Here is a 12,998-nt window from a genome sequence, read left to right as displayed (position 1 = left end):
ATCAAAATAATTTTTAAAACATTTACTACAAACGAAGCCTTATTTATACCCTTTAGGATTCTGCTTCTGCCAATTCCAGCTATCTTTAAGCATGTCTTCTAAACCATATTGTGGTTGCCAACCTAGCTCAGCAACTGCACGAGCGTTATCGGCAAAAGATGTCGCTACGTCCCCTGCTCGACGTGGTGCAAACTCAAAAGCAACAGGCACACCATTAACTTGCTCAAATGTATTTTTAACTTGCAAAACTGATGAACCATTACCTGTGCCAATATTCCATGCGCGGCAACCTGTCGCTTCTAATCGATTATTTAGAGCACATAAATGTGCATTCGCTAAATCGACTACATGGATATAGTCACGTACCCCAGTCCCATCTACAGTGTTGTAGTCGTTACCATAAATAGATAGCTTTTCACGGCGTCCCACAGCAACTTGAGTCACATATGGCATTAAATTATTTGGAATACCTTGTGGGTCTTCACCAATACGGCCACTCTTATGTGCACCAACTGGGTTAAAATAGCGTAGTAAAGCTATCGACCATTTAGAATTGGAATCTGACAGTTTTTGTAATAATTGCTCAACAATCAGTTTAGTATAGCCATAGTTATTACTTGGCATACCTGTTGGCATATCTTCATTTAATGGAGATATATTAGCCTCGTCATATACTGTCGCAGAAGAACTAAACACAAGCGTATAAACACCTGCCTTTTCCATCGACTTAATGAGTTGAATACTACCAGCAATATTATTATCAAAATAAATTAGCGGCTTTTCCTGACTTTCACCTACTGCTTTTAAACCTGCGAAGTGAATTACAGCATCAATTGAATGATCCTGAAATACACGATCAAGTTCATTTGCATTACGAATATCACCTTTAACAAAAGCTAAACTCTTTTGTGTGATATCTTGAACTCTCTTTAATGACTCTTCAGAACTGTTCGATAGATTATCAAAAACAATAACTTCATAGCCAGCATTTAAAAGCTCTACACAGGTGTGTGAACCAATATAACCAGCTCCACCAGTAACTAGGATTTTAGCCATCTACTTTTCCTAATAATATTCTAATTAATCCACGTGTTGAGGCATCTAATGATGAAAGATCATTTTGAACCCCATTTAAAATAGGTAATAGTTGATCAGCAATCTGTTTGCCTTTTTCGACGCCCCATTGATCAAATGGGTTAATATTCCAAATTACAGACTGCACAAAAACTTTATGCTCATATAAAGCAATTAACATTCCTAAGCTATATGGATTCAACTCTTTCAATAATAAGGTCGAACTCGGTTGGTTACCTTCATATTGCTTGTAAATCGGCAGTTTTTCTAATTCAGTTGAGTCTAAAGCTTCATTACCAAAGGCCAATAATCTTGATTGCGCCAAACAATTCGATAATGCAAGATGATGCTGTTCGACTAAAGCGTCTGCATTTTCAACATAGGTAAAATGGTCAGCGTTATAGCGTTGGACTGGGGCAATAAAGTCACAGCTGACTGCTTGAGTTCCCTGGTGTAATAACTGATAGAAGGCATGTTGAGCATTTGGTCCAACTTCGCCCCATACGATTGGGCACGTATCGAGTTCGACTTTTTGACCGTCACGTTGTACCGATTTACCATTAGATTCCATTTCAAGCTGCTGTAAATAAGCAGCGAAATACTTTAATCGACCATCATAAGGCAATACGGCATGGGTTTGAATATTTAAAAAATTATTGTTCCAAACGCCTAATAATCCCATTAAAACAGGAATATTTTGCTCATAACTTGTATTTTGAAAATGTTCATCTACTGCATGAGCACCAGCTAAGAGTTGCTGAAAACCTTCAACCCCGATACTCAACGCAATAGGTAACCCAATGCATGACCACAATGAGTAACGACCACCTACCCAGTCCCAAAGCAGTAATTGATTTTCTGGGGCAATCCCCCATTCAGTCATTTTATCTGCTTTTGTTGATACTCCAACAAAATGACTTTTTAAAACTCGAGTATGTGTCCCCAAGGTTTTTTCAAGCCACTGACGTACCGTTTGAGCATTTGATAAGGTATCAATCGTTCCAAAAGATTTTGAAGAAATAATAAATAGTGTTGTTTCTGGACGAAGTTGATGGAGTAATTCCGATAACTGACTACCATCCATGGTTGATACAAAGTGAACATTTAAAGGTTTAGCTGTTTTCACTTTAAAATCTGACAACGCATGCGTAACCATTTGTGGCCCTAAATCAGAACCACCCACACCAATGTTCACAACATCTTGAATCACTTCACCGGTTGCACCGCGATATTGACCAGCATGAATCTTTTCTACTAAAGCATACATACGTTGTAACTGGCTATGGACTTGTGCTGTTAATTCCGGAAACTTCGAATAGTCAGCTGGCAAGCGTAGTGCCCAATGCATTGCTGCACGTTGCTCTGTACAATTTACTTTATCTTGTGAAAAAAGACGTTCAATCCATTGATTTAATTGTTTAGTTTTCGCAAGAGCAGTCAATTGTTCCAAAATGTCTTTAGTCACACGATGCTTACTATAATCAAAAACTAATGGATCAAATTTTATAGAATATTGTTGAAAGCGATCTGGTTCTGAAGCGAACAATTCTTTTATGTGTAACTTTGAATTTTTCTCACCCATTAACTGTAATTTTAGTAAAGGTGAAACCAACTCTTTAGGAAATTTCTCAATAGATTTACTCATAAACGACCTACTCCTTCATAAGCAAAGCCCTTAGCCTTTACATATGCTGGGTCATAAATATTACGCCCATCCAAAATTAAAGGATGTTGCATCAATTGTTGTAACTGCTTAAAGTCAGGACTCCAATACTGTTTCCATGCGGTAACCAAACATAAAGCATGTGCGCCTCGAGCAGCCTCATATTGATCAGTACACAGTATTAAATCCTTACGGTCACCATATGTAGCGGCAATTTCATCTAATGCTTGAGGATCATGCAAACGTACTGTTACACCTTGCGCCCACAATGCAGCTAATAAAATATGAATTGGCGAGTTATGTATGCTTGAGGTATTTTCTTTGAAGGATGCACCCCAAATAGCCACGGTTTTACCATTCAAATTACAATGATAATAATTCCACAGCTTACGGAATAAAATTTCTTTTTGTTGTTCGTTAATCGCCCATACCTGCTCTAACAGTCGACTTTTCGCCCCAGTTTCAGAAACAGTACTTGAAAGTGTTAAAATATCATGCGAAAAATTTTCACCGCCAAAACCAACTCCAGCGGATAAATAAGCCGCACCAATACGTGTATCAGCCGCAATACCATGCTTTACGTTGGCAATATCAATACCGAGTTTCTCCGCCACCATAGCTAAGTCATTCATATAACTAATGCGGGTCGCCAACATGCCAGAAATACTCAGTTTGGTAAACTCAGCGTCTAAGATTGGCATAAATAAGTATTGATAACTAAAACGGAAAAATGGGCGTAACAACTCTTGCATTGTATCCCGTGCATGATTGGACTCAACACCAATAATGACATGCTTTACATTCAATACGCTATTAATGGCATTCCCCTCTTGTATTACATCAGGGAAATAGACCCACTCGTCTTTTGGTAAATATTGTTTTAACTGATCAGTTCCATGTAAGCCAAATGTAGAACCATTTACCATTAAACGAGGATGAACAATAGGACGTTGACTTAACTTCTCAACTGTATTTAAAGCAAGCTGAATTTGTGTAGGGCTAAAACAGAATAAATAAACCTCAACATCAAGAGGAATAGCAGAAAAAGGACTTTCTTGTAGAAAACCCGATCTTCTTTGTTTATTTAAATAGTTATTAACTTCTTGATCTTGATAGGAAAGTACAGAAATATTTTCTTCGCAGGTGACACTTGTGCACCAATAAATCTGATTGCCATATTCAGCTAGTAATGCTGCCATTACACCAGCGTGTAAGGTGGTTCCAAACACTGCGATTTTCATTGCACACCTGATTTTTAATATTCTATAGATTTCTCTTCCCATTAAGGGAAGAGAATATATGGACTGTTTATTATATTCAGCAGTTTTTACAAATACTTAAGTAGAACTACACAATACTACAACTTAAGCTCTTGAATTAACTGTTTAAATTCCGACCCTAATTTAGGATGTTGAATTCCATAATGTAATACAGCTTTTAAATATCCAAGCTTACTACCGCAGTCAAACGTTTGGCCTTGCATACGATAGGCTTCAACAATATCTGTTTCTTGCAACATTGCAATCGCATCTGTTAACTGAATTTCATTACCTGCACCTTTTGGCGTGTTTTCCAAAAGTTGCATAATTTTTGCAGGTAATATATAGCGACCCACCACAGAAAGATTAGAAGGCGCAGAGCCAACTGCTGGTTTTTCAACAATGCCTTGCATAGCAATACTTTCACCCTCATTAGGGCTATGCGCTACATCTACAATCCCATATTGATCAACAAGGTTATCAGGTACGGCTTCTACCATAATCTGTGCTGCTTGAATTGCATCATAACGTGCAATCATACGGGTTAAATCATTTCGTCCCGAGTCGTCTTTCACCAACACATCTGGTAATAACACTGCAAAATCATCTTGACCAACAATACTCTTTGCACATAAAACTGCATGCCCTAAACCCAACGGCTGAGGTTGTCTTACACTTACAACGCTCACATGAGGTGGAACAATTTGGGTAATTTCTGCAAGTAAATCAAATTTCTTTTTTTGCTCTAATGTTGTTTCTAATTCAAAGTTTCGATCAAAATAATTTTCAATTGACGCTTTTGAAGAGTGAGTTACCAAAATAATTTGTTCAATTCCTGCTTCAACTGCCTCACGCACTACATATTCAATGGCTGGACGGTCAACAACAGTCACCATTTCCTTTGGAATTGACTTACTTGCTGGTAAAAAACGTGTGCCTAGACCGGCTACTGGTAAAACTGCTTTTTTGATCATAACAAAGATTTCAAGATATAAAATTTACTTTACAGAAGAATCAACATTTTCTGGAGCATCATTACCTTTAAATAAAGATGGTCCAACATGTCCTGGCGCATTAATGCCTTCACGCTTAGTCATTACTTTGACTGTTTTAAACATAATTTTAAAGTCGACCCAAACATTGTGATTGTCGACATACCACACATCACACTTAAATCGCTCTTCATAGTCTAGCTCATTACGGCCACTTACCTGAGCAAGGCCTGTCATTCCCGGACGCACTTCTAAACGGCGTGCCTGCTCTGGTGAATATAGTGCAACAAAATCTTTAAGCATTGGACGAGGTCCAACTACACTCATGTCACCTTTCAGTACATTAATGAGCTGAGGCATTTCATCTAAGCTTGTAGAGCGCAATTTCTGACCAAATGGGGTAATACGTGCCTCATCTGGCAACGGGTTTCCTTCTGCATCAAAAGCATCTTTCATTGAACGGAACTTAATCATTTTAAATAATTTTCCGTCCTTTCCTGGTCTTTCTTGATAAAAGAATATGGGTGACCCTAAATTTTTACGGACTTTATAAGCAACAATCAGAAATATTGGCGACAGAACAGTTAAAGCTATTAAAGAAATGACTATGTCTACTAAACGCTTCATATTTTCATTCACTCATTTTTTAATATCTTTACGAAGAAAGGTATTATAAATTTTACCCAATAAATTTGCTGGAAGCAGTCTAAACGCAGACCGTACCAGAAACAGCATGTTAGCATATAGAGGATTTTGTAACTTTAGTTGTTTTTTTAAATCTAGTAACTGTTTTTCACTTTTAATATATTCGAAACCTTTACGACGTGCGTGCATGCCATTACCAACACGAGCGTAAAGTAAAACATCAGCCAAGTTTGCTACTTTGTAGTTATTTCCAATCACCCGTAACCACAAATTGTAGTCTTCCATGAATAAATGGTGCTGGTAACCACCTAAACCTAAAATTACATCTCGCTTATAAGCCACGGACATATGGTTAAATGGACAACGCTTTTGTGCAAATTCTTTAATTTCTTCATGTGTCATTGGCACCGATTTCAGCATATTTGCATCAGAAATATCCTGATCAAACTCCATCACTTGCCCACTAAATAAAACAACCTCAGGATTCTGTTTTATAAAAGCAACCTGTTTTTCAAAACGATCAGGAGTACAAATGTCATCCGTATCCATACGGAAAACCCATTCATTACTGCACTGTTTCAAACCTTCATTTAATGCTTTCCCAAGCCCAACATTTTGAGGTAGTGCAACTACTTTTAAGCAATCACTAATTTTTGATTGCCACGTTTGTACGCAAGTATTGAGTTCCTCACCTATGGGACCATCCAAAACCAGTACGATTTCATTAGGTTTCAGACATTGGTTATCCCAAATACTTTCAAAGCACTTCTCAAAATATTCAGGTTTTTCCTTATAGTACAAGGATAATAGGACCGAGAAATTCATACTAATCTTTTATTTACCTATATTATAGAATTCATACATTACTTTTTGCTCAACTTTTCTTGCAAACCAGTATTGCTCTGATTTAGCTTTTAGAAGATGTTTAGTCGTCAGGAATATTGGACTAGACCCTCGTTGGTAATTTTCATCAAAAATTATGAAACGCTTATTCCCTAAAGAAGAAATATTAGCCAACAATGAGTTTTTAATCACTAAATATTGAAAAAAATGCTCGTCTGGACATAGCTTTTTTCTAAAAAACTCTATGTCTTCAACAGAAATCGAATCCAAAATCTTTTGCAGTTGCGCACGGCGAATAGAAAACCACTGACTACCAAAATAGAATTTTTCTGTGGATGAAAATAATTTATCTAAAAATTTATAGCCTTGTGTTAGAAATTTACCAAAAATACTTCTTTGATATTGAGTATCTGCGTGGGGAGCATTAAATCGCATACGATATCTATGCTCAACTGATTCTCTACATTCCATATAGATCGTAGAATCGTCCCAGACTTGCTCTTTCTTTAAAATGACATCATCACCACTAATTAAGTGAAAGTATTCATTCTGAGTATCATGCTGTAATGCATAGTTCATTAAATTTAGGGTAGCTTGGATCATACTAAATCCAGCCCATTTAATATCAACACGATTTTCTACAAAGAAAATATTTTCAATATTATGAAGGCCTTTTCTTATTTGAGTAATATCGGCCTTTAAATCAATATGAATATAAAAATTAGAAGCAGGCATTTCTGATGCTAATTTATATATATGATCGATATTTTTATGAGTCAAAATTAAATAACTTTCTTTCATAAAAATTTTCTCCCAACAGGCTTATCTCGACCCAATATAGAAACAAAAATCAAACTAAATAAAGCGAAATCAAAGAAAGCGAACAGCCCCAGCTGATCTAGAAAATATCTAGAATAAATAATAATTAAGAAAAATAGCATTATAATATCTTTTTTATATAGTACAAAAAGTATCAAAAATATTGAGAAAAAAGTATGAAGTATACCGTAACGCAAATGCCCCATGATAAAGGAATTATGAGGATTACCAAAACTCTGAATGTAAGCACAACAATTATATATTTTACGTCCAATCAGAAAATCATAACTATCAAATATACCTCTCATATATTCCTTCCGAAATATACTTCTTTCACTTTCCAACCCAATAGCAAAATTTGTTTTTTCATCTAAGTAAAAAATAATACTTCCAAGATAATAAAAAACTACAATAATACTGAGTATAAAAAAAGCTAAAAATATTTTTACACTACGAATATATATAACGAAAAATAAAATCAACAATGATAAAGCAATACCACTTCTACCAAACAACAGTAGACATAAAATAAAGTTAATTATTGCAGGGTACAAAAGTATATATTTTGCTCTAAACAATAATTGTATATATATATTAATTGTTAAAAAAATTGAAATAGCACTCAAATAGTTTCGACTTGACCCCTCTAAAATTTCATTATATGCCTCACCATCTCCTCCCAGTTTCATGATAAAATAAGACAAGAAAGCACTATAGCAAAAAAAACTAATTTTTGAATATAATAGTCCTTTTTCACTATTTACAAAAAAATACGCAGCAAGTAGTGCAGCTCCCCCATAAAGCAAATTATACCACGAGATCCAAAAAGGATACTCTTGAGAAAATACACTTACTAGTAAGAATAATATAAATAAGATAAGCCCAAAAAAATAATAATTTAAATATTTTCTCTTAAACTCAACCAAAAAAAACAAAGGAATCATCAGCAAGAAAAAAACAATTAAAAAAATATAACTTCTTGTATACAAATACATAAAATAGATAATGTTCTGAATAAAAACCAAAAATGCGCCTTGGTTTAATCTATTATAAGATATTTGCATCTTCAAAATTCCACTTCTATAAATCTTATACCATTTTCCTCAAATATATTAAATAAATCAGAAAAATAACTAAAGATTTGTTTATTTACGACAGAAAATATTTGAACATTTTCCAATCCACTTACAGTAAGTGCTGCCGAACTAAAAAAAGTATAAACCTCAACAATATAACCTTCACCTAAAACTTCAATTATATAATCTTCAAATATTTTATTTGTTCTTATGATTTCAAGTGAAGGTATTATTTCTATTTCTCTAGGATGTGGGAAATAAAAATCTATTTTTAACATTTTTATAATTTTTTCCACGTTCTGTTTACTAAAAAGCTCAAAGCCGTAATCAGATAATGGCTGTCCTAGAAAAATTTTAACTCTCTTGTGATATAAATAATTTTTAACACCCAAATTAAACAATGAAATAAATTCACTTTTTTCTTTTAAATATCTATTATTATAAAAAATAGTATAATGTTTGGATATTTTAGATTTAATTAACTCTTCATTAAATTTTATCCCAACTAATCTTGATAATATTTTTTGAATATTACTTCTCTCAAGAGGTCTATTGTAAACACTATTCTCCCACAAGTTAGCGGTTCCATCATCAAAAGAAATAAAATTATTACTTTTTACTTTAGACAAAATTAATTGAACAAATGGATTATCTATACTTGCAAAATAAATATTATTAAAATTTTCTTCTAATTTATCCACAATACTTTTATTGTAATTCAATAAATCAAAAAATCTCCCTATCTTACTTACAGATGAGACTTTGTATATAAAACTAGAATCCACACTCTTACTCAACCTATTAAAATAGGTATCATACTTTTCATTATAGTTATAGCAGATACAAATAAAAGTATAATCTTCCCCCCTATTTTTTTTCTTACTAAGTATTTTTTCCATTATTAACATTTGCAATGGCGTCAAACAGATAATTAAGTTTTTATTTGTCACTAACATTTTTTAACATCCACCACATATTAATAATTAAAATTAAATTACTAACTAACAAAGCATAAGGAATTAATTCTACAGATTCTTTTGCAAAGAAATATAAAAAGACTAGATACACGATTGATGATAAAGTCGTTATCTTAGAAATCATTAGATTTTTGCCATGGTAAAAGAAGTAATTTACCAACATAAGATATGGCAGATTAGCCCCAAAGCCTAGTAAATACATCACAACATAGTACTTTGAACCAATATAACTTTGCCCTAAAAACCAAAGATACACTTGTTCAGGCAAAAGCCAACCTACTACTCCAGGTAGTATACTTAAAGGCAAGCTGTACAATGTATATTTTTTTATCTTAGCTATCGTTAAAGAGTTATTCTTAAGCCCTTGATAATAATACGGTACAATTGCTTTATTGAGTGCCATAAGAATAATTGGCAATACAGCTGCTATTTGCACACCAGCTGAGTAAACTCCTAGCTCTGCTTTTGAATATTGTTGATAAATAAAAATACGATCTAGTTGCCCTTTAACAAAGAAGCTAGATTGATGCAGAATGAGCGGTAGCCCAAACGAAAAAATATAAAATAGCCCAAGACTTAGTCTTCGCCATGAAAAACGATAATTATCTCTAAACAGATCACCTAAAATTAAACTTGCAATTACAAATGTAGTAAAATTAGCAATAACAATGGCTAGTATTCGATAAGCCACTAAATCTTGACTAAAGTATTCAAGGGCAGCAATTGTAAATAGCACATTAGTTAAGGATAATATAATTTGAATTGCGATATATTTGAAAGGCTGTTTTTGGCACTGACGTAAAGCGAGCTGGACATTAACAAAAGACTGAAACATTGTTGCAAGCACAACATATGCCATGATTTCTGCTTTAAACCACCAGCAACCAATTAGTAATATAAAAGAAATAGCAAGATTAAATAAATACCCTGCTTTAACAATGGTATTTAAAGCTTTCTTACCATAAAAATAAAAATAGCGTGTAACTGCACCGTCTTGACTTAAGCCAACGAAAATCCCGAATAGAGATAAAATAGTTAGGTAATAAGATAACTCACCAAAACCATCAGGCCCCAGCTTTCGTGTTAAATAGGGCAACATCAGAAAGGGGAGACTTTTCGCAAAAAGCTCCCCAATCAAATAAATAAAGCTATCTTTTAATACCTTCATTCAATAGCCCTATATTTTTTGATTGCACTAAATTTCATTTATAAACTAAAACCGTCATCTACAATAATATTTTGCCCTGTTACATATCTTGATTGTTCAGAAAGTAAGAATAAAACTGAACCTATGATTTCTGTAACATCTAACATACCAGCCCCATGGGTATGGCTCTTATATGCTTCTAAAAATGGTTCAGGTTGATGATCAAAGATACCACCTGGACTTACACAATTAATGCGGAATCGACTATCGTTGACATAAGCAACTGTGTATTTGTTTAAATGGAGTGTTGCCGATTTAATTGCAGCATACTCAACAGGCATTGTCATTTTTGTGTTGTTATAAATATCAAATTTTGGAGCAACGACTCCATAAATAGATGAAATATTCACAAGCGAAAAAGGAGTCTGACATTGTGTAAAATATTTTGCACATTGCTGAGTGAACAAAAACATACTACCTAAATGTAGTGATAAGTTCTCATTAAAGCTTTCAAGGGTCACATCAAAAAAATGTGAACCATATGTCTTATTACGTGGATATGTTGTATTAACAGCTCCATCAATTTTAAGATCTGTTGAAAAAAATGACTTTACACTTGATTCATTTGTTACATCTAAAGAAACCAACGATAACTTTTCGTTTGTAGGATCAACTCCCAAACTACTTAATCGAGTTGCCATAGATTCAAGGTTTATATCAGCAGCAATAACTTTTGCGCCTTGCTCTAATATAGCCGCCACCAAACGCGTGCCTAGTAGTCCACCCGCACCAGCTACTAAAAAGGTTTTATTCTCTAATAAATTTTGCATCAGTTATTCACCTTTAATAATAGCTTCAGCTAAACGAAAATCGTAAATATCATCGATATCCACAGCTCTTGCTTTTGGCACTTCAATACTCGCAACTTTTCCTGAAAATAAACCGTAGTTATTTAATACAAACTCAGGTGTTGTCGCATAGACTACTGTTGTAATATCAAAAACTTTGGGAGCATCTTGACGGCGTGATACCTCACCTTCAGGCTGATTGACAAGCTCAACAAAACCAGCTTCATTGTACTTAACCATATTGAAATATGGACTGCGACTTGCAGGTGTAACTGCAATACAAATATCAGCTGTGTCTGCTTGTCTTTTTAAAATCGCAGCCTCTACATCCTCTTGGCTACGTAATGGACTAGTTGCAGGTAAACTAACGAACCCATCAAATGAGCCATAGTGCTCAGTTGCCCACTCAACTGCATGACGCCAAGACAACCATTCTGGACTTTGATCAGTTGCTAGTTCAACAGGTCGCTCTATAAGAATTGCTCCACCTTCTATAGCGACTTGTGCAATAGCCTGATCATCTGTTGAAACAAAAACTTGTTCAATTAAATCCGATGCTAAAGCGGTATCAATTGAATATTGTAATAACGGTTTTCCTGCCAATGGTTTAATATTTTTTCCAGGTAAACCTTTAGAGCCGCCTCTAGCAAAAATAAATGCAAAATTTCTCATATAAGCAGTCTCATTCTTTCGTCACAAATTCTTTCATCTCTACAATCAGGCCTACTGTTCTTTCAGCTTCTTGCAGACTTATAGATTGGTTTGACTGTCCGTTTATTTTTTTAATAAAATCGGTAACCATTTCTAAATACATTTGATTTTTATCCCACTCAGGGGCGCTATAAATTTCTTGTTGCTCTTTAGCTTTAATAAGCACAACTTCATTTCGAATTAAATCCCACTCAATACATCCTTCACTGCCAATAAAACGACATTTACGATGTGCTTTACGCTGCAAAAAATCTAAGTGGATATTAACAACAGCTCCTTTCGCTGTTGTCATTAAAAGATCGGCATTATCCTCGACTTCTAAACCGAGCTCTTCTGAAGCACGTAAAACGACATATTTAGGAGTAAGCGAACCTAAAATCCATTGAGCATAATCTAACTCGTGACTGAGCTCTAATAAGACTCCTCCACCCAATTCAGTTTTAGCAGATACTGTTTCGCGATAATCCTTGGTAGGTCGCCAATCTGGTAAATACTGACCAATTTCAATAAATGCATTATATAAGTTTCCAATGACACCCTCTTGTATCATTTGTCGTACTTGCTGCGCTGAAGGTAAATAGCGCAAACAGTAACCTACTGCTACAGGTGTCTTATACTGGGCTTCTGCATCAATTAAAGCTTGAGCATCTGTCTGGGTAACTGAAACTGGTTTTTCTATTAATACAGGGATACCTGCTTTAATAAGTGGTATTGCATGTTGGGCATGAAAAGGAGCTGGTGAGGCAATTATTGCAAACTGAACTTGCAACTGAATAATTTCATCAATACTTTCTGCTATATGATCGCTATCAGCCACTGGCTCTTTAGGAATACGGCCACTAGCAGACATCACAACTAATTGTGCTTCAGGAAAAAGCATTTTAAGGTTACGACGATGTCGGGTAGCAATATTACCTAAACCAATAACAGCAATATTTTTCATA

General features: G+C 34.6%; 13 protein-coding genes. All 13 read right to left on the bottom strand.

Going from position 1 to position 12,998, the window contains the following annotated elements; translation table 11 throughout:
* Nucleotides 1–39: 39 nt before the first annotated feature.
* Nucleotides 40–1,056 carry a UDP-glucose 4-epimerase GalE gene (gene galE, locus KTI79_RS14725; RefSeq protein WP_086376372.1) on the bottom strand — a complete coding sequence of 339 codons (1,017 nt, stop codon included), beginning with the start codon at nt 1,054–1,056 and terminating at the stop codon, nt 40–42.
* On the bottom strand, nt 1,049–2,719 hold the full coding sequence (gene pgi / locus KTI79_RS14720) for a glucose-6-phosphate isomerase (RefSeq protein WP_086376371.1): 1,671 nt from the start codon (nt 2,717–2,719) through the stop codon (nt 1,049–1,051). The genes galE and pgi overlap by 8 nt, the downstream gene beginning before the upstream one ends.
* Nucleotides 2,716–3,978 carry a nucleotide sugar dehydrogenase gene (locus KTI79_RS14715; protein WP_086376370.1) on the bottom strand — a complete coding sequence of 421 codons (1,263 nt, stop codon included), beginning with the start codon at nt 3,976–3,978 and terminating at the stop codon, nt 2,716–2,718. The genes pgi and KTI79_RS14715 overlap by 4 nt, the downstream gene beginning before the upstream one ends.
* Before the next feature lie 116 nt (nt 3,979–4,094).
* Nucleotides 4,095–4,970: a UTP--glucose-1-phosphate uridylyltransferase GalU gene (gene galU / locus KTI79_RS14710; protein WP_086376369.1), complete on the bottom strand. Its 876-nt coding sequence runs from the start codon at nt 4,968–4,970 to the stop codon at nt 4,095–4,097.
* A 24-nt stretch (nt 4,971–4,994) separates the two neighbouring features.
* Complete coding sequence (locus KTI79_RS14705; protein ID WP_025470407.1) at nt 4,995–5,615, bottom strand: sugar transferase; 621 nt, start codon at nt 5,613–5,615, stop codon at nt 4,995–4,997.
* 12 nt (nt 5,616–5,627) lie between these two features.
* On the bottom strand, nt 5,628–6,458 hold the full coding sequence (locus KTI79_RS14700) for a glycosyltransferase (protein ID WP_086376368.1): 831 nt from the start codon (nt 6,456–6,458) through the stop codon (nt 5,628–5,630).
* A 9-nt stretch (nt 6,459–6,467) separates the two neighbouring features.
* The gene (locus KTI79_RS14695) at nt 6,468–7,277 is read right to left on the bottom strand and encodes a beta-1,6-N-acetylglucosaminyltransferase (RefSeq protein WP_086376367.1); all 810 of its coding nucleotides are present in this window, start codon (nt 7,275–7,277) and stop codon (nt 6,468–6,470) included.
* Nucleotides 7,274–8,359 carry a hypothetical protein gene (locus KTI79_RS14690; RefSeq protein ID WP_086376366.1) on the bottom strand — a complete coding sequence of 362 codons (1,086 nt, stop codon included), beginning with the start codon at nt 8,357–8,359 and terminating at the stop codon, nt 7,274–7,276. Before KTI79_RS14690 ends, KTI79_RS14695 begins: the two co-directional genes overlap by 4 nt.
* A 2-nt stretch (nt 8,360–8,361) precedes the next feature.
* Nucleotides 8,362–9,327 (bottom strand): glycosyltransferase family 52, encoded by a 966-nt coding sequence (locus KTI79_RS14685; RefSeq protein ID WP_086376365.1) that lies wholly within the window; start codon nt 9,325–9,327, stop codon nt 8,362–8,364.
* Nucleotides 9,311–10,516, bottom strand: a complete 1,206-nt coding sequence (locus KTI79_RS14680; protein ID WP_086376364.1) for an oligosaccharide flippase family protein — start codon at nt 10,514–10,516, stop codon at nt 9,311–9,313. Before KTI79_RS14680 ends, KTI79_RS14685 begins: the two co-directional genes overlap by 17 nt.
* A 38-nt stretch (nt 10,517–10,554) precedes the next feature.
* The gene (locus KTI79_RS14675; protein WP_032005736.1) at nt 10,555–11,325 is read right to left on the bottom strand and encodes an oxidoreductase; all 771 of its coding nucleotides are present in this window, start codon (nt 11,323–11,325) and stop codon (nt 10,555–10,557) included.
* Nucleotides 11,326–11,328: 3 nt separating this feature from the next.
* Complete coding sequence (locus KTI79_RS14670; protein WP_086376363.1) at nt 11,329–12,015, bottom strand: cytidylyltransferase domain-containing protein; 687 nt, start codon at nt 12,013–12,015, stop codon at nt 11,329–11,331.
* A gap of 10 nt (nt 12,016–12,025) precedes the next feature.
* A complete protein-coding gene (locus KTI79_RS14665; RefSeq protein WP_086376362.1) occupies nt 12,026–12,997 on the bottom strand; it encodes a Gfo/Idh/MocA family protein in 972 nt (323 codons plus the stop codon).
* Nucleotide 12,998: the final 1 nt, after the last annotated feature.

This window comes from Acinetobacter sp. WU_MDCI_Abxd143, from assembly GCF_025514195.1.
Classification (GTDB): domain Bacteria; phylum Pseudomonadota; class Gammaproteobacteria; order Pseudomonadales; family Moraxellaceae; genus Acinetobacter; species Acinetobacter pittii_H.
The sequence above is the reverse complement of the archived record's forward strand: the minus strand, read 5'-3'. Positions and strand labels throughout refer to the sequence as shown.